The organism is Zoogloea sp., from assembly GCF_030157465.1.
Lineage (GTDB): Bacteria > Pseudomonadota > Gammaproteobacteria > Burkholderiales > Rhodocyclaceae > Zoogloea.
This window is the reverse complement of sequence record NZ_JAOAUU010000058.1, coordinates 87,439-114,427: the sequence shown is the minus strand read 5'-3', so window position 1 is coordinate 114,427 and position 26,989 is coordinate 87,439. Positions and strand designations below refer to the sequence as shown.

At 65.0% G+C, this 26,989-nt stretch carries 23 protein-coding genes; 13 read left to right on the top strand and 10 right to left on the bottom strand.

The window, feature by feature from the left end:
* Positions 1-32: 32 nt before the first annotated feature.
* From scpA to Q1W26_RS07130, 5 genes are all read left to right on the top strand, one after another.
* A complete protein-coding gene (scpA, locus tag Q1W26_RS07150; RefSeq protein WP_300437772.1) occupies positions 33-2,195 on the top strand; it encodes a methylmalonyl-CoA mutase in 2,163 nt (720 codons plus the stop codon).
* A 62-nt stretch (positions 2,196-2,257) separates the two neighbouring features.
* A complete protein-coding gene (meaB, locus tag Q1W26_RS07145) occupies positions 2,258-3,256 on the top strand; it encodes a methylmalonyl Co-A mutase-associated GTPase MeaB (protein ID WP_300437770.1) in 999 nt (332 codons plus the stop codon).
* Positions 3,257-3,290: 34 nt separating this feature from the next.
* The gene (locus tag Q1W26_RS07140) at positions 3,291-4,826 is read left to right on the top strand and encodes an acyl-CoA carboxylase subunit beta (protein ID WP_300437768.1); all 1,536 of its coding nucleotides are present in this window, start codon (positions 3,291-3,293) and stop codon (positions 4,824-4,826) included.
* Positions 4,827-4,845: 19 nt separating this feature from the next.
* Complete coding sequence (locus tag Q1W26_RS07135) at positions 4,846-6,849, top strand: acetyl/propionyl/methylcrotonyl-CoA carboxylase subunit alpha (protein WP_300437765.1); 2,004 nt, start codon at positions 4,846-4,848, stop codon at positions 6,847-6,849.
* A gap of 256 nt (positions 6,850-7,105) precedes the next feature.
* Positions 7,106-7,837: a glutamine amidotransferase gene (locus Q1W26_RS07130; RefSeq protein WP_300437763.1), complete on the top strand. Its 732-nt coding sequence runs from the start codon at positions 7,106-7,108 to the stop codon at positions 7,835-7,837.
* 18 nt (positions 7,838-7,855) lie between these two features.
* Here the strand turns inward: Q1W26_RS07130 and Q1W26_RS07125 are convergent, their stop codons facing one another.
* From Q1W26_RS07125 to Q1W26_RS07105, 5 genes are all read right to left on the bottom strand, one after another.
* Positions 7,856-9,118, bottom strand: coding sequence for an Hsp70 family protein (locus Q1W26_RS07125; RefSeq protein ID WP_300437760.1), 1,263 nt, complete (start codon positions 9,116-9,118; stop codon positions 7,856-7,858).
* Positions 9,119-9,194: 76 nt separating this feature from the next.
* Positions 9,195-9,545, bottom strand: coding sequence for a YajD family HNH nuclease (locus Q1W26_RS07120; RefSeq protein ID WP_300437757.1), 351 nt, complete (start codon positions 9,543-9,545; stop codon positions 9,195-9,197).
* A complete protein-coding gene (gene rocD, locus Q1W26_RS07115) occupies positions 9,542-11,671 on the bottom strand; it encodes an ornithine--oxo-acid transaminase (RefSeq protein WP_300437754.1) in 2,130 nt (709 codons plus the stop codon). Before rocD ends, Q1W26_RS07120 begins: the two co-directional genes overlap by 4 nt.
* Before the next feature lie 103 nt (positions 11,672-11,774).
* Positions 11,775-13,310, bottom strand: coding sequence for a ubiquinone biosynthesis regulatory protein kinase UbiB (gene ubiB, locus Q1W26_RS07110; protein ID WP_300437751.1), 1,536 nt, complete (start codon positions 13,308-13,310; stop codon positions 11,775-11,777).
* 80 nt (positions 13,311-13,390) lie between these two features.
* Complete coding sequence (locus tag Q1W26_RS07105; protein ID WP_300437749.1) at positions 13,391-14,029, bottom strand: hypothetical protein; 639 nt, start codon at positions 14,027-14,029, stop codon at positions 13,391-13,393.
* Positions 14,030-14,140: 111 nt separating this feature from the next.
* Between Q1W26_RS07105 and argS the strand changes: the two genes are divergently transcribed.
* From argS to Q1W26_RS07085, 4 genes are read left to right on the top strand one after another with little or no spacing between them, the layout of a single operon-like run.
* Positions 14,141-15,874: an arginine--tRNA ligase gene (gene argS / locus Q1W26_RS07100; protein WP_300437746.1), complete on the top strand. Its 1,734-nt coding sequence runs from the start codon at positions 14,141-14,143 to the stop codon at positions 15,872-15,874.
* An 18-nt stretch (positions 15,875-15,892) separates the two neighbouring features.
* Positions 15,893-16,642: an SPOR domain-containing protein gene (locus tag Q1W26_RS07095; protein ID WP_300437743.1), complete on the top strand. Its 750-nt coding sequence runs from the start codon at positions 15,893-15,895 to the stop codon at positions 16,640-16,642.
* 29 nt (positions 16,643-16,671) lie between these two features.
* Entirely contained in the window at positions 16,672-17,307 is a 636-nt protein-coding gene (locus Q1W26_RS07090; protein ID WP_300437740.1) for a thiol:disulfide interchange protein DsbA/DsbL, read from the top strand.
* A gap of 53 nt (positions 17,308-17,360) precedes the next feature.
* Positions 17,361-18,128 (top strand): SDR family oxidoreductase, encoded by a 768-nt coding sequence (locus Q1W26_RS07085; protein ID WP_300437738.1) that lies wholly within the window; start codon positions 17,361-17,363, stop codon positions 18,126-18,128.
* On the opposite strand, the gene ald is transcribed toward Q1W26_RS07085, so the two are convergent.
* Positions 18,129-19,250: an alanine dehydrogenase gene (gene ald, locus Q1W26_RS07080; RefSeq protein ID WP_300437736.1), complete on the bottom strand. Its 1,122-nt coding sequence runs from the start codon at positions 19,248-19,250 to the stop codon at positions 18,129-18,131.
* Positions 19,251-19,425: 175 nt separating this feature from the next.
* On the opposite strand from ald, the gene Q1W26_RS07075 reads away from it, so the two are divergent.
* On the top strand, positions 19,426-20,223 hold the full coding sequence (locus tag Q1W26_RS07075) for a helical backbone metal receptor (protein WP_300437733.1): 798 nt from the start codon (positions 19,426-19,428) through the stop codon (positions 20,221-20,223).
* A gap of 73 nt (positions 20,224-20,296) precedes the next feature.
* Here the strand turns inward: Q1W26_RS07075 and Q1W26_RS07070 are convergent, their stop codons facing one another.
* The 4 genes from Q1W26_RS07070 to Q1W26_RS07055 form a co-directional block, all read right to left on the bottom strand.
* Complete coding sequence (locus tag Q1W26_RS07070) at positions 20,297-21,115, bottom strand: mechanosensitive ion channel family protein (protein WP_300437731.1); 819 nt, start codon at positions 21,113-21,115, stop codon at positions 20,297-20,299.
* 115 nt (positions 21,116-21,230) lie between these two features.
* Positions 21,231-21,704, bottom strand: coding sequence for a putative toxin-antitoxin system toxin component, PIN family (locus tag Q1W26_RS07065; protein WP_300437728.1), 474 nt, complete (start codon positions 21,702-21,704; stop codon positions 21,231-21,233).
* Between the two features lie 83 nt (positions 21,705-21,787).
* A complete protein-coding gene (gene phaC, locus Q1W26_RS07060) occupies positions 21,788-23,614 on the bottom strand; it encodes a class I poly(R)-hydroxyalkanoic acid synthase (RefSeq protein WP_300437724.1) in 1,827 nt (608 codons plus the stop codon).
* Positions 23,615-23,630: 16 nt separating this feature from the next.
* Complete coding sequence (locus tag Q1W26_RS07055) at positions 23,631-24,653, bottom strand: MBL fold metallo-hydrolase (protein ID WP_300437721.1); 1,023 nt, start codon at positions 24,651-24,653, stop codon at positions 23,631-23,633.
* A gap of 124 nt (positions 24,654-24,777) precedes the next feature.
* Between Q1W26_RS07055 and Q1W26_RS07050 the strand changes: the two genes are divergently transcribed.
* From Q1W26_RS07050 to Q1W26_RS07040, 3 genes are all read left to right on the top strand, one after another.
* Positions 24,778-25,179 carry a MerR family DNA-binding transcriptional regulator gene (locus Q1W26_RS07050; RefSeq protein WP_300437718.1) on the top strand — a complete coding sequence of 134 codons (402 nt, stop codon included), beginning with the start codon at positions 24,778-24,780 and terminating at the stop codon, positions 25,177-25,179.
* Between the two features lie 161 nt (positions 25,180-25,340).
* Positions 25,341-26,483, top strand: coding sequence for a carbonate dehydratase (can, locus tag Q1W26_RS07045; protein ID WP_300437716.1), 1,143 nt, complete (start codon positions 25,341-25,343; stop codon positions 26,481-26,483).
* A 51-nt stretch (positions 26,484-26,534) separates the two neighbouring features.
* On the top strand, positions 26,535-26,975 hold the full coding sequence (locus Q1W26_RS07040) for a PaaI family thioesterase (RefSeq protein WP_300437714.1): 441 nt from the start codon (positions 26,535-26,537) through the stop codon (positions 26,973-26,975).
* Positions 26,976-26,989: the final 14 nt, after the last annotated feature.

The window sequence follows — 26,989 nt, the reverse complement described above, 5'->3', positions numbered from 1 at the left end:
CCGCATAACGGCCGGTTACCGAGGGTAGAAACATGGCGAACAAGAACGAACCGACCTTCCCCCAACCCGATCTGGGCGTCTGGAACAAGGCTGCCGCCAAGTCGGCTCCCGAAGGCGATGTCGCCAAGCTCAACTGGGTGACGCCTGAAGGCATCACCGTCAAGCCGCTGTATACCGCGGCCGACCTCGAAGGTCTCAAGTACACCAACACCCTGCCCGGCTTCGAGCCCTTCCTGCGCGGGCCGCAGGCCACGATGTACGCGGCGCGCCCCTGGACGATCCGTCAGTACGCCGGTTTCTCCACCGCTGAAGAATCCAACGCCTTCTACCGCAAGGCGCTGGCCGCCGGCGGTCAGGGCGTGTCGGTGGCCTTCGATCTGGCAACCCACCGCGGCTACGATTCCGACAATCCCCGCGTGGTCGGTGACGTCGGCAAGGCCGGCGTGGCCATCGATTCCGTCGAGGACATGAAGATCCTCTTCAACCAGATTCCCCTCGACAAGATTTCCGTGTCGATGACGATGAACGGCGCCGTGCTGCCGATCCTCGCCGGCTACATCGTCGCTGCCGAAGAGCAGGGCGTCAGCCAGGACAAGCTGTCCGGGACCATCCAGAACGACATCCTCAAGGAGTTCATGGTCCGCAACACCTACATCTACCCGCCGACGCCGTCGATGAAGATCATCGCCGACATCTTCAACTACACGTCGTCGTACATGCCGAAGTTCAACTCGATCTCGATTTCGGGTTATCACATCCAGGAAGCGGGCGCGAACCAAGCCATCGAACTGGCCTTCACGCTGGCTGACGGCGTCGAATACGTGCGCACCGGCATCAAGTCGGGCATGGATGTCGATACCTTCGCCGGTCGCCTGTCCTTCTTCTGGGCGGTGGGCATGAACTTCTACCTCGAGATCGCCAAGATGCGCGCCGCGCGCATGCTGTGGTGGCGCCTCATGAAGCAGTTCGAGCCGAAGAGCCAGAAGTCGATGATGCTGCGTACCCACAGCCAGACCTCCGGCTGGTCGCTGACCGAGCAGGACCCGTACAACAACGTGGTGCGCACCACCATCGAGGCCATGGCGGCGGTGTTCGGCGGCACGCAATCGCTGCACACCAACGCGTTCGACGAGGCCATCGCGCTGCCCACCGAGTTCAGCTCGCGCATCGCGCGCAACACCCAGCTCATCATCCAGGAAGAGACGCACATCACCAACGTGGTCGACCCCTGGGCCGGCAGCTACATGATGGAGAAGCTCACGCAGGACATGGCCGATGCCGCCTGGGCGATCATCGAGGAAGTCGATGCGATGGGCGGCATGGTCAAGGCGGTCGACTCCGGCTGGGCCAAGCTGAAGATCGAGGCCAGCGCCGCCGAGAAGCAGGCGCGCATCGACTCCGGCAAGGACGTCATCGTCGGCGTCAATAAGTACAAGCTCGACAAGCAGGATCCCATCGACATCCTCGACATCGACAACCACGTCGTGCGCGAAGCCCAGATCGAACGCCTGGCCCGTATCCGCGCCACCCGCGATCAGGCGGCGGTCGATGCCGCGCTGGCTGCGCTCACCGCCTGCGCCAAGGGCGGCGAAGGCAACCTGCTCGACCTGGCCGTCAAGGCCGTGCGCCTGCGTGCCACCGTGGGTGAAATCTCCGACGCGCTGGAAGTCGTGTTCGGCCGCTACCGCGCCAACCCGCAGGCCGTTACCGGCATCTACAACTCGGTGGTCGAAGGCGACCAGGACTGGCAGGCCCTCAAGGCCGACATCGAAGCCTTCGTGGCCGAAGAGGGCCGTCGGCCGCGCATCATGATCGCCAAGCTCGGCCAGGACGGTCACGACCGGGGTTCCAAGGTGGTGGCTTCGGCCTTCGCCGACCTCGGCTTCGACATCGACATCGGCCCGCTCTTCCAGACCCCTGAAGAAGCCGCGCGTCATGCCGTCGAGAACGACGTCCATGCCGTGGGCTGTTCAAGCCTCGCCGCGGGTCACAAGACGCTGGTTCCGGCCATCATCAAGGCGCTCAAGGACCAGGGCGCCGACGACATTATCACCTTCGTCGGCGGCGTGATTCCGGCCCAGGACTACGACGCCCTCTACGCCGCCGGCGCCAAAGGGATCTTCGGACCGGGCACCCCGATCCAGACCTCGGCCCGCGAAGTGCTCAAACAGATCCGCGCCGCCCGCAAGGCGTAAGCGGAAACCGTTGAGGACAGGCGCGCCGGCTCTGGTCGGCGCGCACGCCATTCATGACTTCCATGAACACTCCTGCCGAATTTCCGCAACGGGACGCCCTCGACCAGGCGCTGGTCGATGGCGTGCTCACGCATCAGCTGCGTCCGCTCGCCAAGACCATCACGCTGATCGAGTCCCAGCGGACGGACCACAAGCAGCGCGCGCGCAGCGTGCTCGAAGGCCTGCTGCCGCACACCGGCAAGTCGATGCGGGTGGGGATATCCGGAGTGCCGGGGGTGGGCAAATCCACCTTCATCGAGGCGCTGGGTCTTTACCTCATCGAGCAGGGCCACAAGGTGGCCGTGCTGGCGGTGGATCCGTCGTCCAGCGTCACCGGCGGCTCGATCCTCGGTGACAAGACGCGCATGGAGCTGCTGTCGCAGAACACCGCCGCCTTCATTCGCCCGAGCCCGTCTGCCGGCAGTCTCGGCGGCGTCGCCGAGAAAACCCGCGAGGCCATGCTGGTCTGCGAAGCGGCGGGCTTCGATGTGATCATCGTCGAGACGGTGGGCGTCGGCCAGTCGGAAATCGCCGTGGCCGGCATGACCGACATCTTCTGCCTGCTCCAGCTCCCCAACGCCGGCGACGACCTGCAGGCGATCAAGAAGGGGATCATGGAAATCGCCGATCTGATCGTCGTCAACAAGGCCGACATCAATCCCCAGGCCGCCAACGTTGCCCGCTCGCAGATCAAGAGCGCGCTGGGCATGTTGCGTCACACCTCGCCCCACTGGACGCCGCCGGTTCTGATGATGTCGGCGTTGCAAAAGCAGGGCATCGCCGAATTCTGGAATACCATTATGAGTTACCGCGAGGCGATGCAGGCCAGCGGTGAATTCGACGCCCGCCGCCGTCACCAGGCGCGGGCCTGGATGTGGGAACTGATCGACCAGGGTCTCCGGGCCCGGTTCGCGGATCACGCCCGGGTGCAGCAGGATCTGCCCGGTTTGCAGGCAGCCGTCGAGGCTGGCCAGACGACGCCTTCGGCAGCTGCAGCACGGCTGCTCGGCCATCTGGGCTGAAATAACAATTCGGATTATTGACTGGAGGCTGTAAATGCACGACATCATCCACCAGCTGGAAGAAAAGCGCGAAGCGGCCCGCCTTGGTGGCGGACAGAAGCGTATCGACAGCCAGCACAAGAAGGGCAAACTGACGGCTCGTGAACGCATCGAGTTGCTGCTCGATCCCGACTCCTTCGAAGAGTGGGACATGTTCAAGGAGCACCGCTGCGTCGACTTCGGCATGAACGAAGCCGAAAAGACCCCGGGTGACGGTGTTGTCGTCGGCTACGGCACCATCAATGGTCGCCTGGTCTTCGTGTTCAGCCAGGATTTCACCGTGTTCGGCGGCTCGCTGTCCGAAACCCACGCCGAGAAGATCTGCAAGGTCATGGACCAGGCGATGAAGGTTGGCGCCCCGGTGATCGGCCTCAACGACTCGGGCGGCGCGCGTATCCAGGAAGGCGTGGCCTCCCTCGGCGGCTATGCCGACGTGTTCCAGCGCAACGTGATGGCCTCCGGCGTCGTGCCGCAGATCTCCATGATCATGGGCCCCTGTGCCGGTGGCGCCGTGTATTCCCCGTCAATGACCGACTTCATCTTCATGGTGAAGGACTCGTCCTACATGTTCGTGACCGGTCCGGAAGTGGTCAAGACCGTGACCCACGAAGACGTGACCGCCGAAGAGCTGGGCGGTGCGGTAACCCACACCACCAAGTCCGGTGTTGCCGACCTGGCTTTCGAGAACGACGTCGAAGCCCTGTCGATGCTGCGCCGCTTCATGAACTTCCTGCCGGCCAACAACCGCGAGAAGCCGCCGGTCACACCGACCAACGATCCGGCCGACCGTATGGACTATTCGCTCGACACCCTGGTGCCGGACAATGCCAACAAGCCGTACGACATGAAGGAATTGCTGGTCAAGGTTGTCGATGATAACGACTTCTTCGAACTGCAGGCCGATTACGCCAAGAACATCATCATCGGCTTCGGCCGCGTCGACGGCCATCCGGTCGGCATCGTCGCCAACCAGCCGCTGGTGCTGGCCGGCTGCCTGGACATCAAGAGCAGCATCAAGGCGGCGCGCTTCGTGCGCTTCTGCGATGCGTTCAACATCCCGGTGCTGACCTTCGTCGACGTGCCCGGCTTCATGCCCGGCACCAGCCAGGAGTACGGCGGCATCATCAAGCACGGCGCCAAGCTGCTGTACGCGTATGCCGAGTGCACCGTGCCGAAGGTGACCGTGATCACCCGCAAGGCCTACGGCGGCGCGTATGACGTGATGAGCTCCAAGCACCTGCGCGGCGACGTCAACCTCGCCTGGCCGTCGGCCGAAATCGCGGTGATGGGCCCGAAGGGCGCCGTGGAAATCATCTTCCGCGAAGAAAAGAACGACCCGGCCAAGCTGGCCGAGCGCGAAGCCGAGTACAAGCAGAAATTCGCCAACCCGTTCGTTGCAGGGGCTCGCGGCTTCATCGACGACGTGATCATGCCGCACGCCACCCGCAAGCGCATTGCCCGCTCGCTGGCCATGCTCAAGGACAAGCAGCTCGACAACCCGTGGCGCAAGCACGGCAACATTCCGCTGTGATCGCCGAGGACGCCAAGACATGTTTACCAAGATCCTGATTGCAAACCGCGGCGAAATCGCCTGCCGCGTCATCAAGACTGCCCGCAAGATGGGCATCGCCACTGTCGCCGTCTATTCCGAGGCCGACAAGGACGCCCTGTTCGTGGACCTCGCCGACGAAGCCGTCTGCATCGGTCCGGCGGCCTCCAAGGAATCCTACCTGGTCGCCGACAAGATCATCGCCGCCTGCAAACAGACCGGCGCGCAGGCTGTCCACCCCGGCTATGGCTTCCTTTCGGAGAACGCCGAGTTCTCCCGCCGCCTCGAAGAAGAAGGCATCAAGTTCATCGGGCCCAAGCACTACTCCATCGCCAAGATGGGTGACAAGATCGAGTCCAAGAAGCTCGCCATCGCCGCCGAGGTCAACACCATTCCGGGCTACAACGATGCCATCGCCGGTCCGGACGAAGCCGTCAAGATCGCCCAGGGCATCGGCTATCCGGTGATGATCAAGGCCTCCGCCGGCGGCGGCGGCAAGGGTCTGCGGGTTGCCTACAACGACGCCGAAGCGCACGAAGGTTTCTCTTCCTGCGTCAATGAAGCGCGCAACTCCTTCGGTGATGACCGCGTCTTCATCGAAAAGTACGTGCTCGAGCCGCGCCACATCGAAATCCAGGTGCTCGGCGACAGCCACGGTAACTATGTGTACCTGAACGAGCGCGATTGCTCCATCCAGCGTCGTCACCAGAAGGTCATCGAAGAGGCGCCGAGCCCCTTCGTTGATCCGGAAATGCGCAAGGCGATGGGCGAGCAGGCTGTGGCCCTGGCCCGTGCCGTGAATTACGAATCGGCCGGTACGGTCGAGTTCGTCGTTTCCGGCGCGACCAAGGAGTTCTACTTCCTGGAAATGAACACCCGCCTGCAGGTGGAACATCCGGTCACCGAGTTGATCACCGGTCTCGATCTCGTCGAACAGATGATCCGCGTCGCCTACGGCGAAAAGCTGCCGCTCAGCCAGGCCGACGTGCAGATCAACGGCTGGGCGATGGAATGCCGGATCAACGCCGAAGACCCGTTCCGCGGCTTCCTCCCTTCCACCGGTCGTCTGGTCAAGTTCCAGCCGCCGGCAGAGATTCCGGGCCAGGTTCGCGTCGACACCGGCGTGTACGATGGCGGCGAGATCTCGATGTTCTACGACTCGATGATCGCCAAGCTGATCGTCCACGGCGCTACCCGCGAGCAGGCCATCGCCCGCATGCGCGACGCCCTCAACGGCTTCGTGATCCGCGGCATCTCCTCGAACATCCCCTTCCAGGCCGCGCTGATGCAGCACCCGGTTTTCCATTCCGGCATCTTTGACACCGGTTTCATCCCCAAGCACTACCCGACGGGTTTCGACGCCTCGATGGTGCCGCACGACGATCCGGCGCTGCTGGTTTCGGTGGCGGCCTACGTCTATCGTGCCTTCACCGACCGTTCGGCCTCCATTTCCGGACAGCTGCAGGGCCATGAGCGCCTTGTCAGCGACAACTGGATGGTCATCCGCCTCAACAAGGACGGCAACGAGCACCACCCGGTGATCGCCAAGCCCATCCCCGGCGGCTACCACGTCGAGTACAAGGGCAAGGCCTACGAGCTCAAGTCCGATTGGAAGCTCGGCGAGTCCCTGTTCAACGGCACCTGCAATGGCGAGCCTTTCACCCTCCAAGTGGAGCGTCACAAGACCAAGTACAGCCTGTTCCACTGGGGCACCCGCGCTGACTTCATGGTGATGAGCGCCCGTGCTGCCGAACTGCTGGCACTGATGCCCGAAAAGCTGCCGCCCGACCTCTCCAAGTTCCTGCTCTCCCCGATGCCGGGCCTGCTGCGCGAAGTGGCCGTGAAGGTGGGTCAGGACGTGAAGGCCGGCGAGAAGCTGGCGGTGATCGAAGCCATGAAGATGGAGAACATCCTCAAGGCCGAGCAGGATTGCAAGGTCAAGAAGGTGCTCGGCGTTGCCGGCCAGAGTCTGGCGGTGGACGAAATCATCATCGAGTTCGAATAAGCAACACAGGGGCCACGCCGCGCATTCTCCTGCGCGGTGTGGCCTGAACGGTTCGTTCGATGGGGAGGGAGATCCGTCTTTCGGGGCGGGTTCCTGTCGAGGGAGTGGGGTCGTCCTTGGACGGCCCCTTTTTTTGGCCGCCGCATCCCGCTGTTGCTGCAGACGTCGAAGGATTCGCGAGACTTCGTTCAACGCTTCACGGGCTTTGCGCGTTGTTTATCGCAGAATCATCCCAACCACCTGGAGAATCCAAACCGTGTCACCGCTGCTCATCGTCAAGCTTGGCGACTTTATCCCCGACCTCGTGACCCACCGGGGCGATTTCGAAAGCTGGATCTCTGCCGGCCTTGGCAATGTGCGGGTGCGGGTTGTGGACCCGCGCCGCGGCGAAGCGCTGCCCCTGCCGGGCGAAGTGGCCGGGGTTGTCGTGACGGGGTCGCATTCGATGGTGACCGATAAGGAGGAGTGGAGCGAAACCACGGCCCGCTGGCTGGCCGGACGGGTTGCCGAAGGCGTGCCGGTGCTGGGCATCTGTTACGGCCACCAGCTCCTGGCCCATGCGCTGGGCGGCGAGGCGGCCTGGCATCCGGGCGGCATCGAGATCGGCACGGTCACCCTGCGCAAGTCGGATGCCGCGCGGCACGACCCGCTTTTCGCCGACCTGCCGGAGTGTTTCCCGGCCCACGTGGTTCATCGCCAGACCGCGAGGCGTTTGCCGCCGGGCGCCGAATGCCTGGCATCCAGCGACTTCGAGCCGCACCACGCCTTTCGCGTCGGCGAAGCCGCCTGGGGCGTGCAGTTCCATCCTGAATTCGACACCGTCGCGATGCGCGGCTACATCGACCAGCTGGCCGATCCGCTGCGTCAGGGCGGCGCCGATCCCGAGAAGCTCGCTGCCGCCGTCACCGAAACCGAAGCGGCCACCAGCCTGTTGCGACGCTTCGCACGCTTTGTGGCCGCGCGTTCAATGCAGCCGGAAATCCTGTAGCGGCGAAGTTCTTGGCCCTCAGCCGTAGCGTCGCGCGGCCTCCACGGCGAGGCCGGCGCCGATGCTGCCAAACAGGTCACCTTCCACGCTGCGCGCGTGCGGCAACTCGGCGGCGATGCGTGCCCGTAGCTGCGGCACGCCGCTGGCTCCACCCGTGAAGTAGACGGTATCCACCTGTTCGCGGGCCAGCCCGGCCTGGTCGAGCAGCTCGCTGACCGTTGCCGCGACCCGTTCCACCAGGCTGCGGGTGGCGAGCGTGAAGGCCTCGAAGGTGATGTCGTGGAAGAGTCCGGGTTCGAGGCGATCAAGGTGCAGGCGCGTGCTCGGCTCAGTGGACAGGTCGATTTTTGCCTGCTCGACCTGCAGCGCCATCCAGTGCCCTTCGCGCTGCCCGATCAGGCGGGCCAGGCGATCCAGCTCGCGGCGTGCAGCGGCGTCGCGGTAAATGCTCTGAAAATCGGCAAACGCCTGCCGCGTGTAGGCAAAGTTGATGGTGTGCCAGGTCGCCAGCTGGAAGAACAGGCCGGACGGCACCTCGGCGCCGCTCTTCATCAGGCCCTTGTAGCCCAGCAGCGGCATCACGCATTCGAGACTCAGCGCCCGGTCGAAATCCGTGCCGCCCACGTGCAGGCCGGCGTTGCCGAGCAGATCGCTGGTGCGATCCACGTGTCGGGCCCGTTCCGGCGACAGGCGCACCAGCGAAAAGTCCGCGGTGCCGCCGCCAATGTCGGCGATCAGCACCAGTTCTTCCCGGGTCAGCGAGGCTTCGTAGTGCAGCGCGGCGCCGATGGGTTCGAACTGGAAGCTGACGTCCCTGAAACCCACCTGCCGCGCGATGGCCTCCAGGGTGTCCTGGGCCCGCTGGTCGGCTACCGGGTTGTCGTCGACGAAATACACCGGCCGGCCAAACACCGCCTGCTCGAAGCTCCGCTCGGCCTGCGCTTCGGCGCGCCGTTTCAGTTCGCCGATGAAGCTCGCCAGCAGATCCTTGAAGGGCAGGGCCCGGCCGCCCACTTCGGTGCTGCTGTCCATCAGGCTGCTGCCGAGCAGGCTTTTGAGGGCCCGCATGAGCCGGCCTTCGTATCCTTCCAGGTATTCCAGCAGCGCATCGCGCCCGTAGTGGGTGCTTTCCTCGTCGGCGTTGAAGAACACCGCCGAGGGCAAGGTCGGCTTGCCGTCTTCGAGGGGCAGCAGTGTGGGCGCGCCCGGCCGCAGCCAGCCGACGGTGGAGTTGGAGGTGCCGAAGTCGATACCGCAGGCGCGGGCGGGAGTAGGGCTCATGGGCGTTGCAAAAATGGCCGGGGGGCGAATCCTACGCCACTTGGAGCCTGGCGAAAATGGACAAAGAGGCGGTGCCTCACCCCTTCTTCAGCAAGCCCCCCAGCGCCGCGAACGGTGAGTGCGTCGCGGCCTTGCCCGGCTGTTTGGCCGAGACGTTTCCCTGTGTGGCTTCGAGCTGGCGCTGGTGCTCGTTGTCGTGGCAGTAGAGGCACAGGAGTTCCCAGTTGCTGCCGTCGGGCGGGTTGTTGTCGTGGTTGTGGTCGCGGTGATGCACGGTGAGTTCGCGCAGGTTGGCGGTGGTGAACTCGCGGGTGCAGCGGCCACAGATCCATGGGTAGATCTTGAGGGCTTTTTCGCGGTAGCCCTCGGCGCGCTTGTCTGCGGCTTGGCGGGCTTCGAGGACGAGACGGTCGAGTTTTTCGCTCATGGGGTGGTTCCGGGCAGGCGTTGGGCGAGGTCGGCAAGGGCGGCTTCGACGACGTCGGCAGCGCGCATCAGGGTGGTTTCGTCGATGATCAGCGGCGGAGCGAAGCGCAGCACGCTGTCGTGGGTATCCTTGGTCATCAGGCCACGGGCGAGCAGCCACTCGGCGGCGGTGCGTGCGTTGACTCGGCGGGTGTCGAGTTCCATGCCGATCAGGAGGCCGCGTCCGCGCACTTCGACGATCAGCGGGTTCTTGATGGCCTGCAGGCGGGCGAGGAAGGCTGCGCCGAGGCGTGCCGAGCGCTCGGCGAGCTTCTCGTCGGCCAGAAGGGCCAGGGCTTCTGCTGCCACGGCCGCCGCCAGCGGGTTGCCGCCGAAGGTGGAGCCGTGGTCGCCGGGCTTGAAGACCTGCATCAGCGCGTCGTTGGCGAGGAAGGCCGATACCGGCAGCAGGCCGCCGCCCAGCGCCTTGCCCAGGATGACGCCGTCCGGGCGCACGCCGTCGTGTTCGCAGGCGAGCAGCTTGCCGGTGCGGCCGAGGCCGGTCTGAACTTCGTCGGCGATCAGGAGCACGTTGTGCTTGTGGCAGATTGCGGCGCAGCGGGCCAGCCAGCCGGCCGGCGGAATGTTGATGCCGCCTTCGCCCTGGATGGGCTCGAACAGGAAGGCCGCGGTGTGCGGGGTGATGGCGGCCTCGAGGGCGTCGGCGTCGCCGTAGGGAATGGTGCGAAAGCCCGCGCCGAAGGGGCCGAAGCCGTCGCGGTACTGGGCTTCGGACGAGAAGCCGATGACGGTGGTGGTGCGGCCGTGGAAGTTGTTGGCGCAGACGATGATCTCGGCCTGGCCTTCGGGCACGCCCTTGATCTTGTGGCCCCATTTGCGGGCGGCCTTGATGGCGGTTTCGACGGCTTCGACGCCGGTATTGACCGGCAGCGCCCGGTCGTAGCCGAGGAGCGCCGACAGGCGTTCGAGCATCAGCGGCAGGCGATCGTTGGAGTAGGCGCGGGAGGTGAGCGTGAGGCGCCCGGCCTGTTCGGTGAGGGCCTTGACCAGGCGCGGGTGACTGTGGCCGAAGCTGACCGCCGAGTAGGCGCTCATCATGTCGAGGTAGCGGCGCCCCTCCACGTCCCACAGCCAGGCGCCTTCGCCGCGGGTGAACACCACCGGCAGCGGCGCGTAGTTGCGGGCGCCGAAGGTTTCTTCCCGGTGGCGCAGCTGGGCGGTGGTGGGGCCGAGGGCGGCGCTGGCGATTTCCAGCACCCAGCGCGCACCGCTGCCGTCGCGATCGCGCTCGGGCACATATTCGACGATCTCGAGGCCGGCCAGGTCGGCGCAGTTGCGCAGGCCGTGGAGCGCGTCGACCAGCTCTTGCGGATCGATGCCGTCGGGCACCAGGCAGGTGGTGGCCGGCAGCTTGGCGCAGTCCATCGCGTCCAGGTCGACCGACACGCCGAAGCCGGCGGTGCCGTTGCGGACAATGCTCATGGCGTCGCACAGCACGGCGGCCAGTCCGCGGGTTTTGACTTCGGGCATGAAGAAGATCTTCACGCCGAGCTTTTGCAGCAGCTTGAGTTCTTCGGGCTCCCAGGAGCGGGCGCCGATGATGGTGACGTGGGCCGGGTCGAGGTGGGGGCCGGGCAGGCCGGTCAGGGTTTCATCGCCGATGCCGAGCAGTGCCGCCAGCGGCATGCCGTGGATGTTGCCGGTGTGGGTGGTTTGCGGCGTGTGGGCGTCGAGGTGGGCGTCGATCCAGATCAGGCCGAGCTTGCCGCGGGGCGCCAGCGCGCGGGCGATGCCGCGCCAGGTGCCGGCGCCGACGATGTGGTCGCCGCCAAGGACAAGCGGAATCGCGTCGTCGGCACAAGTCTGCGCCACGATGTCGGCGAGGTCGTGAAGCAGGTTGCTGACCGTGCCGAGCCGCTCGTTCATCGAAGGGCGGGGCGGCTTCGGGGCGGAGGGTTCGAGCAGGGCCTGCCAGTGGGCGCGGATACCGCGCTGGCGCAGGCTGTTTTCGAAACCGAGATCGCGTAGCGCGCGGGGGCCGGCGGCGGGGCCGAAAATCGGCGAGCCAAGGCAGGAGCCGACTCCGACGATGCGGACCGGGCGGGAAGGCATGAACGGGGCTGGCATGATTTTCTTTCGTTAGCGGGCTGGCTTCATGCCCGTTGGAGCAGGCCGGATGGCCTTTCGTTCAGCCGGTTGGAGGGGGCGCGAAGGGCCGCCCCCGCTATTTTCAGTACAGCCAGCGCAGGGCTTCGAGCGCGACGAGGATGACAACAACGGCACCGCCGGCGGCGAGCCAGCGGGTTTGCCGTTTGTTCTCGGAGGAGAGGCGCAGGATTTCGGCGTGGGTGGTGGTGTCGTTGCGGCCGTCGAGAACCTGGTGCAGCAGGCGCGGCAATTGCGGCAGCGTGGCGGCCCAGTTGGGGGCTTCGTCCTTCATGTGGCGGATCAGGGCGCGCCAGCCCATCTGGTCGTTCATCCAGCGTTCGAGGAAGGGCTTGGCGGTTTTCCACAGATCGAGGTCCGGGTCGAGCTGGCGCCCGAGGCCTTCGATGTTAAGCAGGGTTTTTTGCAGCAATACGAGTTGCGGCTGCACCTCCATCTCGAAGCGGCGCGCGGTCTGGAACAGGCGCAGCAGCGTCTTGCCGAAGGAGATGTCTTTGAGCGGGCGGTCGAAGATCGGCTCGCAGACGGCGCGGATGGCGCCTTCGAACTCGTCCACGCGGGTGTGGGCCGGCACCCAGCCGGCCTCGATGTGGGCCAGGGCGACTCGCCGGTAGTCGCGCTGGAAGAAGGCCAGGAAGTTGGTGGCCAGGTATTTTTTGTCGGAATCGTTGAGGGTGCCGATGATGCCGAAGTCGAGGGCAATGTAGCGCCCGCGGGTGGGGCCGTCGGTGGCCACGAAGATGTTGCCGGGGTGCATGTCGGCATGGAAGAAGCCGTCGCGGAAGACCTGGGTGAAGAAGATCTCGACGCCGGCCCGGGACAGGGCCTTGAGGTCGATACCGTTGCTCTTGAGCGCATCGAGCTGGGAGATCGGGATGCCCTTCATGCGCTCCATCACCATCACGCCGGTGGTGCAGTAGTCCCAGTGCACCTCGGGCACGACGAGCAGCTCGGAATCCTTGAAGTTGCGCCGCAGCTGCGAGCAGTTGGCGGCTTCGCGCATCAGGTCGAGCTCGTCGCGCAGGTACTTGGAAAACTCGGCGACGACTTCCCGCGGCTTGAGGCGGCGGCCTTCCGGCCAGATTTTCTCGAGGACGGTGGCGGCCACGTCGAGGAGGGCCAGATCGTGGGCGATGACCGGGGCGATGCCGGGGCGCAGGATCTTGACTGCGACTTCGGTGCCGTCGGGCAGTTCGGCAAAGTGCACCTGGGCGATGGAGGCGGAGGCTACCGGCTCGCGCACGAAGCGGGAGAACACGTCATCGACCGGCTTGCCGTAGGCGGTCTGCAACTGCTCGAGGGCTTCGGCGGTGGAAAAGGGCGGGACGCGGTCCTGCAGGCGGGCGAGCTCTTCGGCGATGGCCGGGGGCAGGAGGTCGCGGCGGGTGGACAGCATCTGGCCGAACTTGACGAAGATCGGCCCGAGCGATTCGAGCGCCTGGCGCAGGCGGACGCCGCTGGGTTCGGTGTAGGTCCGGCGGAAGCGGGTGAGCCGGGCAAGCCAGGCTAGCCGGCCGGTCGGCTCGTTGGAGAGAACCATCTGGTCGAGGCCGTATTTCAGGCTGACGGAGATGATCTTGACGAGTCGGAAGAGGCGCACGGCGGCAGGTAAAAAGGAAAACGCGGATTGTGCCCCTAAAGCCGGAGCGGTGAAAGCGCGGGGCACCCGGGACGGGGCGATCAGCGCCGCTTGCGGGGGCGTTCGGGGGCGGGCGGTGCCGGCGGAGACGGGGTGACGGGATGCACCTGCTCGGTGAGCCAGCGAACGGCGAGGCGGACTTCCCGCTTGATGGCTTCGTCGGCGGCCGGGTTGGTGTCGAAGCCGGGCAGGCCTTCATCGCTTACGGTGAAGGGCGGCAGGCGCCATTCGCGCTCGACGATGAAAAGGTGGTCGGCGTCGCGAATGGCCTTTTGCGCGACGACGTAGCCATAGGGCCGATCGTCGAAACGCCCGCAATAGGCGGTGCGGGTGGCGTGGGGCAGATTGTCGCGCACGCCGCTGACCAGGCCGCTGGTGGTGAAGGCCGCGCAGTGCTTGGCGAGACCCGCCGCGATGTGGCCGAGATAAACCTCCGGGCTCATGTCCTGGGCGGTGAAGCGCTGCACCAGCAGGCGGTCCCGGTAATCCTCGATGCCCTGGCCGCGGGGGATGTATTCCTCGTGGCGGATGCCGTTGCCTTCACGCAGATCGACGATCCGCCAGCCCGGCCCGGCCGGCAGCGGCAGGCTCCAGTGCAGCGTCGGCGCTTCGGCGCGGGCCGGAAGCGCCAGCAACAGGCCGGCAACGAGGGCTGAAGTGCGAAATACGTGCGGGGTCACCACGCAAGTTTGCCACGTTCGCGGCACTTTGTTAGCCCCTGAAACGGGCCATCCGCCGGGATGCCCGCCGCTTGGATATAATCCTGTGCTTTTAGTCGCAGTGTTTTTGCCATGAGCGCCGATTCCAAAACTCAGCTTGCCGACCTCCTGCGTGCCGCACTCCTCAGTGTGGCGCCCGATCAGGCCGAAACTCCCATCAACCTGGACCGTCCGAAGCAGGCCGGTCACGGGGATTTTGCAAGCAACCTGGCGCTGCAGCTGGCCAAGCCGCTCAAGCGCAACCCGCGCGAGCTGGCCAACCTGCTGCTCGCCGAGCTGCCTCCTTCCAAGCTGGTGGCCAAGGCCGAGGTTGCCGGCGCCGGCTTCATCAACTTCACGCTTGTCTCCGACGCCAAGACGGCCGTCGTGCGCAACGTGCTTGAACGCGGCGAGGCCTTCGGCCGGGGCGTCAAGAGTGGTGTGAAGGTGCAGGTCGAGTTCGTTTCCGCCAATCCCACCGGTCCGCTCCACGTCGGTCACGGCCGCGGCGCGGCCTACGGTGCGTCGCTGGCCGATGTGCTGGATTTCGCCGGCTTCGACGTCACCCGCGAGTACTACATCAACGACGCCGGCCGGCAGATGGACATCCTCGCGCTGTCCACCTGGCTGCGCTATCTGGCCCAGTTCGACATTGCCGTTCCCTTCCCGCCCAACGCCTACCAGGGCGACTACGTGAAGGACATGGCCGCGCAGATCAAGGACGCCCACGCCGACCGCTTTGCCAAGGTCGCCGCCGCCGACGTGCTGGATGGCGCGCCTTCTGTTGAGGACGACAAGGAAGGCCGCCTCGACGTGCTGATCGCCAACGCCAAGCGCCTGCTCGGCTCGGATTACGCCTGGGTGCACGGTTTTGCGCTGACCGAACAGCTCGGCGATGGCCGCGAAGACCTCGAACAATTCGGCGTCATCTTCGACTGCTGGTTCTCCGAGCGTTCGCTGTTCGACACCGGCCTCGTCGAGAAGGCTGTCGCGACGCTGGAAGCGGGCGGCCACCTGTACGAACAGGACGGCGCCAAGTGGTTCCGCTCCACCGCTTTTGGCGACGAGAAGGACCGCGTCGTGCAGCGCGAGAACGGCCTGTTCACCTACTTCGCCTCCGACATCGCCTACCACGCCAACAAATACGAGCGCGGCTTTGATCGCATCGTCGACATCTGGGGCGCCGACCACCACGGCTACATCGCCCGCGTGAAGGGCGCGCTGTCGGCGCTTGGCTTGCCGCCCGAAAAGCTCGACGTGGCGCTGGTGCAGTTTGCGGTGCTCTACCGCGACGGCCAGAAGGCGGCCATGTCCACCCGCTCCGGCGAATTCGTCACCCTGCGCGAGCTGCGCAACGAAGTCGGCAACGACGCCTGTCGCTTCTTCTACGTGCTGCGCAAGGCCGACCAGCACCTGGATTTCGACCTCGACCTCGCCAAGAGCCAGAGCAACGAAAACCCCGTGTATTACATCCAGTACGCCCACGCCCGCCTGTGCTCGGTGCTCGGTCAATGGAACGGCGTGCCGGCCGATCTGGCCGAGGCCGATCTCGGCCGCCTCGACAACGAGCGCGAACTGGCGCTGTGCGCACGCCTCACCGCCTTCCCGGAGATCGTCCAGAGTGCCGCGGCCGAATACGCGCCGCACCAGATCGCCTTCTACCTCAAGGATCTGGCTGGCGAGTTCCACAGCTACTACAACGCCGAGCGCATGCTGGTGGACGACGAAGGCCTCAAGCTTGCCCGCCTGGCCTTGGCCACGGCGGTGCGTCAGGTGATTCGCAGCGGCCTCGCGCTGCTGGGTGTTTCTGCTCCTGAGTCGATGTAATTCCGGATTTTTTCGTTCATGAGCCGCGATCAAAAGCCACGTCTGAAAACCAGCACGCCCAAGTCGGGCAGCCGGGGGAGCACCTTGGTCGGCATCTTTGTCGGCCTGATTCTTGGCGCGTTGGTGGCGGCCGGCATTGCGCTGTACTTCACCGCCGCCTCGCCTTTCCAGCGCAAGCAGGAAGAAAAGCCTGTCGTGGCGCCGCCGCCCCGGCCGCCGCAAGGCGGCGAGCCCATCGCCCTGCCCGGCAAGGCCGGCGACAAGCCCGTCGAGAAGCCCCGCTTCGACTTCTACAACGTGTTGCCCAAGGGTTCCGATGCGCTGCCGGCGCCGACCAAGCCCGAGGAAACCACCGAAGTCATGAAGTCCGACAAGCCCGAGAAGGCTGAAAAGCCGGCCAAGACCGACAAGCCGCCCAAGGCTGAAGGTGACAAGCCCAAGCCCGACGACGCCGAGCGCGCCAAGGCCGAGGCCGCGCTCCTCGACAAGCCGGTCGTGCCCGAAAAGTACTACCTGCAGGCGGGGGCTTTCGAAGATCCGTCCGAAGCGGACAACCTCAAGGCGCGTCTTGCGTTGATGGGGGTGGAGGCCAGCGTGCAGAAGGTGGATGTGCCCGACAAGGGAACCATGCACCGGGTGCGCACGGGCCCCTATCTGGGGCAGGAGGCGATGTCCAAGGCACGGGACAATCTGAGCTCGAACGGCATCAACACCGCCGTGGTCAAGATCAAGCCCAAGGAACCAAAACCGGCTCCGGCCGCTCAATGAGTGCTTTGCAGATTGAAGGAGAAACCGTAATGCAGCGTCGTGATGTACTCAAGCAGCTTTCCGCCCTGGCTGTAGCAAGTGGCATGGCCCTGCCGGCCCTGGCCGCCACCGGCACCGAGCCGGTATCGCCGCCCCAGCCGACCGAGGTCAAGGGCAAGGTCGAGGTGCTGGAGTTCTTCCATTACGGGTGCCCCCATTGCAAGGCCTTCGATCCCTTGCTCGACATGTGGGTCAAGAAGCTGCCGTCCGACGTCGCCTTCATGCGTGTGCCGGTCACCTGGGGAAACCCGCAGCTCGCCGGGCTCGCCAAGCTGCACCTCACGCTGGAGGCCACCGGTGATCTTGCCCGTTTGCACGGTCAGGTCTTCGATGCGGTCCAAGTTGAAAAGCAACCGCTGCACACCGAGGCCGGTGCGCAGGAATGGGCCGTCAAGCACGGCATCGATGCGAAGAAATTCGCCGATGCCTATCGTTCCTTCAACGTCAGTGTGCGGCTCAAGCGGATTGAGGAAATCGGCCGCAACTACAAGGTTCAGGGTGTGCCGACCCTCGCGGTGGACGGCAAGAACTTCACCTCCGGTTCGATCGCCGGGAGCCATGAAGCCGCTCTCAAGGTGGCCGATCAGCTGATCGCCAAGGCCCGCGCCGAGCAGGGTCGCAAGTAAGTCTTTCCGCCGCGCCGCCTTGTCTGGCGGCGCGGCTTTCATTTTCTGCCTCCGTGACCCTTCGTGTTTTCATTACCGGTGCCTCCAGTGGCATCGGCGCTGCGCTTGCGCGCCACTACGCTGCCCGCGGGGCCGTGCTGGGGCTCGTCGCGCGCCGCGTCGAGGTGCTGGACGCGCTGCTCGCCACGCTGCCCGGTGAACACGCCGCGTACCCGCTGGATGTGGCCGACATGGCCGCCCTGCGCGAGGCTGCCGCCGATTTTTCGACCCGCTTCGGGGTGCCCGACGTGGTCGTCGCCAATGCCGGCGTGTCGGTGGGAACGCTCACCGAGGAGGCGGACGATCTGGCCGCCTTCGAGCGCGTGATGCGCACCAACGTGCTGGGCATGGTTGCCACTTTCCAGCCCTTTGCGGCGTCGATGCGCGCCCGTGGCAGCGGCCGTCTGGTGGGCATCGCTTCGGTAGCGGGGATTCGCGGCCTGCCCGGCGCCGGCGCCTACAGCGCCTCCAAGGCAGCGGTCATCGCCTACCTGGAAAGCTTGCGGGTGGAGATGCATGGCAGCGGCGTGAAGGTTGTGACCATCGCACCGGGCTACATCGACACGCCCATGACGGCGGTCAATCGCTACCCGATGCCCTTCATGCTGCCAGCCGATGAAGCGGCCCGCCGCTTTGCGAAAGCCATCGACGCCGGCACCGGCTACGCCGTCATTCCATGGCAGATGGGCGTCGTCGCCAAGCTGATGCGTCTGCTGCCCAATGCCATTTTCGACCGGGTTTTTGCCCGGGCTGGCCGCAAGCCGCGCGGACTGCCGCTTTAGTTACACCTCCGCCAGCTGGGTGATGGCTGGCATGTATTTTTTGCCGAGCGCTTCGGCCACCCGGGGGTGGGTGACATGGCCGTTGCAGATGTTGAGCCCGGCACGCAGGCCGGCATCGTCCTTCAGCGCTTCCCGCCAGCCTTTGTCAGCCAGCGCCAGCACCACCGGCAGGGTGGCCGCGTTGAGCGCGTAGGTGGCCGTGCGCGCTACCGCGCCGGGCATGTTGGCGACGCAGTAATGCACGACGCGGTCGACCACGAAGGTAGGCTCGGTGTGGGTGGTGGGGCGGGAGGTTTCGAAGCAGCCGCCCTGGTCGATGGCCACGTCGACGATCACCGCGCCAGGCTTCATTTTTGCCAGCATGTCGCGGGTTACGAGTTTTGGGGCTGCAGCGCCGGGAATCAGCACCGCGCCGATCACCAGGTCGGCCTGCAGGACCAGGCGTTCGATGGCGTCCTGGGTGGCGTAGAGGGTTTTGACGCGGCCGCCGTAGATTTCGTCCAGGTGACGCAGCACCGGCAGGGATTTGTCCAGAATGGTGACGTCGGCGCCGATGCCGACGGCGGTGTGGGCGGCGTTGTTGCCCACCGTGCCGCCGCCAAGGATCACCACCCGGCCCGGCTCGACGCCCGGCACGCCGCCGAGCAGCACGCCGCGCCCGCCGTGGGATTTTTCGAGTGCCGAGGCGCCGGCCTGGATACTCATGCGCCCGGCCACTTCCGACATCGGGGCGAGCAGTGGCAGGCCTCCGCCGGGCGCGGTGACGGTTTCGTAGGCCAGGGCGGTGGCGCCGCTGGCGAGAATGTCGGCGGCGACGTCGGGGGCCGCCGCGAGGTGCAGGTAGGTGACCAGCAAGTGATGGGGGCGGAGGCGGGCACGTTCCTCGGGCACGGGCTCCTTGACCTTGATGATCATCTCGGTCGCGTCGAAAACTTCTGCGGCATCGGCGCAGATCTTTGCGCCGGCGGCTTCGTAGTCGGCGTCGCTGGCGCCGATGCCGAGCCCCGCGCCGGACTCGACGTAAACGGCATGGCCGTGGGCCGTGAGTTCGCGTACCGAACCGGGGGTCAGGCCGACCCGGTGTTCGTGATTCTTGGTTTCCCTGGGAACGCCGATTTTCATGATCTTCTCCGTGGCTGGATGGTCGGGCGGTACAGCGGGTGAGAGTTGCGCGGTGTTGTGCTTGTTCCGCGCATTGTTTCAATAACGGCGAAGTGCTTGAGATACTTGCGTAATGATGAACGAGACTTTCGACAGGGGCGGCGCCGTGGGGACGACCACACACACAGAAAATTTCATGGTGGATGCGCAGGGGCAGCGTCACGCGCCCTGTAGCGGGCCGGCCCGCATCGTGTCGCTGGTGCCGTCTCTGACCGAGCTGGTGTGCGATCTGGGCCTGGCCGGGCAGCTGGTCGGACGCACCGGTTTCTGCATCCATCCCAAGGCGACGTTGCGGTCCATCACCAAGGTGGGCGGGACCAAGGACGTGAATATCGCCCGCCTGCGCGAACTGGCGCCGACCCATGTGATCGTCAATATCGACGAAAACCGGCGCGACTGCGTCGAGGAAATCGCCGGCTTCGTGCCTCACGTGATCGTGACCCATCCGTGCACGCCGGAGGACAACATTCCCGTGTATCGACTGCTGGGCGGGATTTTTGGATGCGAGGCCGAGGCCTTGCGCCTGGTGGGCGAGCTCGAGGCGGCCATCGCCGAAGCGCGTGCGGTGGGCGACAGCCTGCCGCGGGAAAAGGTGCTTTACCTGATCTGGCGTGAGCCGTGGATGAGCGTGGCACGCAGCACCTACATCTCGGCCACGCTGGCAACCGTGGGCTGGGATACCTGGCCGCCGGGCGACGAGCCGCGTTATCCGGCCTTCGAGTGGGACGCGCCGTGGCTGGGAGAGGTGAGCCGGGTGTTGCTGTCGTCCGAGCCCTACAGTTTCAGGGACAAACATCTGGCCGAGGTCGAGGCTGCATCGGGCCGCCCGGCCGCGCTGATCGATGGGGAAATGGCCTCGTGGTACGGCAGCCGGGCGGTGGCGGGCCTGCGTTACCTGGCGGCGCTGCGGCGCGCGTCGGCGGGCGTGGAATGAAAAATGCCCACCGTCCGGTGGGCATTGGGGCTGTGTCCTGAGCGCTGATGGAGACAGCGTTGGCGGGCCGCGCTCAGACGGGCTGGCGCAGCACCTGGTGCGGGGCAGGGATAGGCCAGTTGTTGGCGCCGCCCACCTCTGCGAGGGCCTTGTTGGTGTCGAAGTACACCTGCCAGTAATGATCGTTGTGGCAGTAGGGGCGCACGACCAGCTTGGTGCCGGCTGCGTTGAACTCGAGGATTTCCACGTCCGGCGCCGGATCCTTCTGCACGTTCGGGATCTGGCTGATGCGCGCGCGGATCAGCTCGATGGCTTGCTTCGGATCGACCGAGTGGGCGAGTTGGGCGGTCAGGTCGACGCGGCGGCAGGGGTTGAGGGTGTAGTTGACGATGTTGTCGGAGAACAGCTTGTTGTTGCCGACGGTGGTGCGCACGTTGTCGGGCTGGTCGATGGTGGTGGCGAACAGGCCGATTTCCTTCACGGTGCCGGTGATGCCGGCGCCGCTGATGAAGTCACCCACCTTGAAGGGACGCAGGATGATCAGGAATGCGCCTGCTGCGAAGTTGGAGAGCAGGCCGCTCCAGGCCACGCCGATGGCCACACCGGCTGCAGCGATGAGCGCAGCGAAGCTGGTGGTTTCGATGCCGAACACCGACAGGATGACGATGACCAGCACGATGCGCATGATCACCCGCAGGGTTGCCTCGACGTAGCGGACGAGGGTCGGCTCGACTTTCTGGCGGGTCATGCCGCGGTTGGAGAGGTTGCCGATCAGGTTGATGACCCAGCCACCGACAATCCACAGGGCGATGGCGCCGGCGAGTTTCCAGCCGAGCGGGATGAGGTAGGTGGTGATGATGCTGCCGAGGTCGAAAGCAGATTCGGTGGCCATGGCGGATGCTCCGTCGTGAGGATGAAGATCGAGTCTAGCCAGAGTTTTGGTGTGACAGCGGCATGTTTTGTGAATTGTTGTGTCTTGATGTTCTGGTGTGGCGGGGTGGCTTGCGTCAGGGCTGCTGCGGCAGAGCGGCCTGCAGGCGTTCGGGCGTGAGGATCGCAAAACGGGCCGCAATCACCGGGCGGCGGCCGAGCTTGAGGACCAGCTTGTCGCGGGTAAGCAGCGCCCTGGCGCCGCTGTCATGGGCGAGTTCCAGAAATTTCTGGTCGTCCCGGTCGAGGCAGGCGGGCAGCTCGCAGGCGGGGCTGTCGACGACGTCGATGAGGGTGCAGCGGGCCCGGTAGGCGGCGGCAATCCCGGCCTGGCGCTCGGGCGTTTGGGCGAACTGGGAGTAGGCCAGGACGCGGGCCAGTTCGCCGAGGCAGTCCTCGCGGGTGAAGGGGCGCAGCTCGCCGTTTTCGACGGAGGCGCGCAGCCGCACGAGGGCGGGGTCTTCGAACATCCACAGCGAAAGAACGACGTTGGTGTCGAGGACGACCGGCAGGCCGGCTGGCAGCGGGGTTTCGAGAGGGTAGGTGGCCACGGGCAGGAATGACGAGAGCGGGGCGATAAAAAAAGAAGGGGGCCGAAGCCCCCTTCCGGAGTATTGCTGTTACTGCAAGACGATTACGCCGCCTTCTTGGCGTCGAGGCGAGCCTTGACGAAAGAGCCCGGTGCATCCTCGAGCACCTTGAGGGTGCCCTTGAGCGGGTCGCGGGCGGGAACCTTGGTGCTGTCCTGGGCGATCAGCCAGGCCTGCCAGTCGGTCCACCAGGAGCCTGCGTGCTGCTCGGCGCCGTTGAAGAACTCGTCGGCGGTTTCCGGCAGCTTGCCGGCAGCGGTGGTCCAGTAACCGTACTTGTTGGCTGCCGGCGGGTTGACGATGCCGGCGATGTGGCCGGAGCCGCCAAGCACGAAGCGCACGTTGCCGCCGAAGTGGCGGGCACCGGAGTAGGTGCTCTTCCACGGGGCGATGTGGTCTTCGATGGTCGAGATGAAGTAGGTCGGAACCTTGATCTTGGAGAGGTCGATGGGCACGCCAGCGACCTCGATGCCACCCGGCTCCTTGAGCAGGTTGTTCAGGTACATGTTGCGCAGGTAGAAGCTGTGCATCTTCGCCGGCATGCGCGTGGAATCGGAGTTCCAGTACAGCAGGTCGAAGGGGAACGGATCCTTGCCCATCAGGTAGTTGTTGACCACGAAGGACCAGATCAGGTCGTTGGCGCGCAGCATGTTGAAGGTGCCGGCCATCTCGGAGCCTTCCAGGTAACCGCGCTCGAACATCTTCTTTTCGAGGCTGGTGATCTGGCCTTCGTCGAGGAAGACGGAGAGTTCGCCCGGATCGGCGAAGTCGGTCATCGTCGTGAAGAAGGTGCCGGAGGCGATGCGCTTGTCTTTCTTGCCAGCCATGTAGGCCAGCGTGGTGGCGAGCAGGGTGCCGCCCAGACAGTAGCCGGCTGCGTTGATTTCCTTGGCGCCGGTCTGTTCGACGATGGCGTCGACGGCTGCCATGGTGCCCTCGAGCAGATAGGAGTCAAAGCTCTTCTCGGCCAGGCGCTCGTCCGGGTTGACCCAGGAGATCACGAATACGGTGTGGCCTTGATCGACGCACCACTTGATGTAGGAGTTTTTCTCGCGCAGGTCGAGGATGTAGAACTTGTTGATCCACGGCGGCACGACCAGCAGCGGGCGCTTGGAGACGTCCGGGGTGCTCGGCGTGTATTGCAGCAGCTGCATCATTTCGGTCTGGAAGACGACCTTGCCCGGGGTGGTGGCGACGTTGCGGCCCAGTTCGAAGGCGGTGGTGTCGGTCATCTTGACGCGCAGGCTGCCATCGCCTTCTTCCACGTCGCGCAGCAGGTTGTTCAGGCCCTTGATGAGGTTCTGACCGTGGCTCTTGACCGTTTCGCGGAAAACTTCCGGGTTGGTCAGCGCGAAGTTGGACGGGGACAGCGCGTCGATGTACTGGCGGGTGTAGAAGTTGACCTTCTTCTGGGACTGGTCGTCCAGGCCGTCGACGGTGGAGACGGTGTCGTGGATGTGGCGGGCGGTGATCAGGTAGGACTGCTTGATGAAGTCAAACAGGAAGTGTTCCTGCCATTCTTCGTCCTTGAAGCGCTTGTCGCCCTTGTCGGGGGAGGCCACCGGGGCGCCGGGCGTCATGCCGGTGAGGCGCATCATCGAGTGCTGCCACAGCGAGAAGTAATCCCACACCAGGTTCATCTGGGCCTGGGCCAGGCGGTAGGGGTTGGCCAGCAGCTTGCCCATCATGTCCATGAAGGCCTGGGCGATGCCGAGTTCGTCGGAGGGGGCGGAGATGCCCTTCTTGACTTGCTTCTGGATGTGGTCGGACAGCAGCTTGGAGGCCCGTTGTGCGACTTCAGCGTAGGTCTTGGCGACTTCTTTGGGGTCCGGCAGTTCGGATTTTGCGACTTCTTTTTCGGGCGCAGCCATTGTTGGGCTCTCCTGGTTAGTTGTTTTTGACGAAACGAAGAATTCCATCATTCCCCACGAACCGACACACCGCCCCTTTATGCTCGAGGTGGTTCAGGTGCGCTATGGCTTCTCCCATGGCGAACATCACCTGATGTGTATCCAGCTCGCGCGGGAAAAGGATGCCGAGAAGTTCCCCCGCGCTACGTGGCCCGGTACAGGCGGCAAGCAGTTCCGCACAACGGGCGTCGTGGTGCTCGATGAGCTGGTCGACGCGCAAGCCGATGTTGCGAAATGGACTTCCGTGTGATGGTAGCACGACGGTTGTTTCAGGCAATTGCCTGAAGGCCCGGATCGAATCGAGGAAGCGGCCGAGCGGGTCGTCATTCGGGGTGGCCGCAAAAACGCTCACATTGGTGGAGATGCGCGGGAGCAGCATGTCTCCGGAAATGAGCACTTCGGCCGCCTCGCAGTAGAGCGAGGCGTGTTCGGGCGAGTGGCCGAAACCCGTGATGACGTGCCATTGGCGGCCGCCGATGGCGAGTGTGTCGCCGTCATGCAGGCGCCGGAAGCTGGAGGGCAGTTCGGGCGCGCCGCGCTTGTAGGCGTTGCCGCGGCCGTCGAGGGCCTGGCAACGGGCTTCGTCGAGGCCGTGGCGGCGAAACTGGGCCAGCATGGCCGGGACGTTGTAGCCCGGCAGCTGGTGCCACAGGGCGTGTCCGGCGAGGAACTCGCCGTGGGTCATGAGCACGTCCGCCCCGGTTTTTTCGGACAGCCACTGGGCCAGGCCGAGGTGGTCCGGATGGCAGTGGGTGACGATGATCTGCGTGACGGGCTTGCCGAGGCCGTCGAGGATGATGTTCCAGGCGTCCCGGGTGGTGTCGAGGCCGTAGCCGGTGTCGACGATCGCCACACCGTCGCCGTCCTCGATGAGCCACAGGTTGATGTGGTTCAGTGCGAAGGGCAGCGGCATGCGAATCCAGTGCACGCCGGGGGCGACAGGCAGGGTTTCGCCGATGGCCGGCAGGGTGTTGAAGGGATATTCCAGCTGCGGGGTCATGGCCTTGGGGTCTCCGGGGTGGGGGCGTTGTGCCTGTGCTGCGTTGCCGGGCGTGCGTTTGCCGGCCTCTGCGAAATCTGATTTACTGGTCTGCTTGAGTGCTGCGCTGTCCGATTTCCATTTTATGAGCCAGGAACAAACCTTTACCATTTCCGAACTCGCCCGCGAGTTCGGGATCACGCCACGGGCGATCCGTTTCTACGAGGACGAAGGCCTGCTGGCGCCAGCCCGCGCCGGTCGTCAGCGCATCTACGAGAAGCGCGACCGTACCCGGCTGGGGCTGATCCTGCGCGGCAAGCGTCTTGGCCTGTCGCTGGCCGAGATCTTTGAGCTGCTCGGCATGTACGACGGCGCGCGCAACTCGGCGCTGCAGCTGCAGCGTTTTCTCGTCGTACTGGCCGAGCGTCGTCGCGTCATCGAGCAGCAGCGCGAGGATATCGTCGCGGTACTTGGCGAGATCGACAGGCTCGAGAAACAGTGCACCCACCTGCTGGCCGGGCAGTCTGACGGTGTGGGGCCGGCGTGAGTATTTTGCCTGTTACTTTACGTTTACGTAAACGGTAATTAAATCCGGCCCAAACGCATGCGATGAAATGGTTTTGCGGTGCCCCTGGGGCTTCATGGGTGAATCCGGGCGCAGGGAAGGGTATCGTGTAGGGTCGTTTCGTTCGATGGATGAGTGAATACATGGCTTTAGTTCTCCGCGTTCTGGGTGACGACGATCAGGTAGAGATCGAGCACGTCCGGCAGTTTTTCCGCAATTACGCGGCGTGGCTTGGGGTGGACCTCGCCTATCAAAATTTCGGCGAAGAAATGGCGGCCCTGCCGGGTCGTTATTCCGCGCCGTCCGGCCGCCTGTTTTTTGCTGAACTCGACGGCAAACCCGCTGGCTGTGTCGGCATCCGTTCGGCCACCGAAGGCGTCTGTGAAATGAAGCGGCTCTACGTGGAGCCGGAGATGCGTGGCCACGGTATAGGCCGCGAGCTGGCGCTGGCGGGCATCAAGTCCGCCAAGAGCCTGGGCTATCGCAAGATCATGCTGGACACCCTGCCGGCCATGCGCATCGCGGTGAAGCTTTACCGCGAGCTGGGTTTCAAGGAGGCGCCCGCTTATTACCCGACGCCCGTCGAAGGGACGATGTTCCTCGCCCTCGACCTGGAAAACTGGTCGGAGTCGGAGATTGCAAACGAGAACCTGTTTCATCTTTTCGACTACAACCTGGCCTGGGCACGCAAGATGCGCCAGGTCGATCCCGACTTCTTCCAGAAGCTCTCCCGGCTGCAGGCGCCGGAATACCTGTGGATCGGCTGTTCCGACTCCCGCGTGCCGGCCAACGAGATCATCGGCCTGTTGCCGGGCGAGGTCTTTGTGCATCGCAATGTGGCCAACGTGGTGGTGCACACCGATCTCAACTGCCTGTCGGTGATTCAGTTTGCGGTGGATGTGCTGAAGGTGAAGCACATCATGGTGGTCGGTCACTACGGCTGCGGCGGTGTTGGCGCGGCCATGCGCCGGGAGCGGGTCGGACTGGTGGACCTGTGGTTGCGCCACGTCCAGGACGTGCACGTGAAGCACGTCAGCCGGGTGGACCTGCTGCCCCCCGACATGCGCCATGATCGCCTGTGCGAACTCAACACCATCGAGCAGGTGGTCAATGTGTGCCAGACCATCGTCGTGCAGGATGCCTGGAAGCGTGGCCAGCCCCTCACCGTGCATGGCTGGGTCTATGGCCTCAAGGATGGATTGATCCGCGACCTGGGGGTCAATGTGCGTCGCCCCGAAGACCTGATGCCGCGCTACCTGGCGTCGCTGGAGGCGCTCGAAAGCTGAGCACCGCGGCCCGGGTGGTCGCGAAATAAAACAAAAAAAGTGGGGGAGACAATGAATGAATTCACCCTGAGCGACGACATCGACCTGGCGACGCTCAACGCGGAGGGGCTTGGAAACCTGCCGGGCTGGTTCGGCTTCGAGGCGGTGGCCCTGGTGCCTGGCCGGCTGTCGGCGCGCATGCTGATCCGCCCCGAAATGCTGGCGCCCAACGGTTTCCTGCATGCGGCAAGCATCATTGCGCTGGCGGATACCGCCGCCGGCTATGCCACCCGCGCCCACCTGCCCGCCGGCGCGGCGAGCTTCACGACGATCGAAATGAAGAGCAATTTTTTCGGCACCCAGACCGAGGGTGTGCTGCTGTGCGAAGCCACCGCGGTGCACACCGGACGCAACACCCAGGTGTGGGATGCCGAAGTGACCGGCGGCGGCTGCGGCAAGCGCCTTGCCCTGTTCCGCTGTACGCAGATGATCCTTTGGCCGAAGGGCCTTTGACGGAGGACGAACCC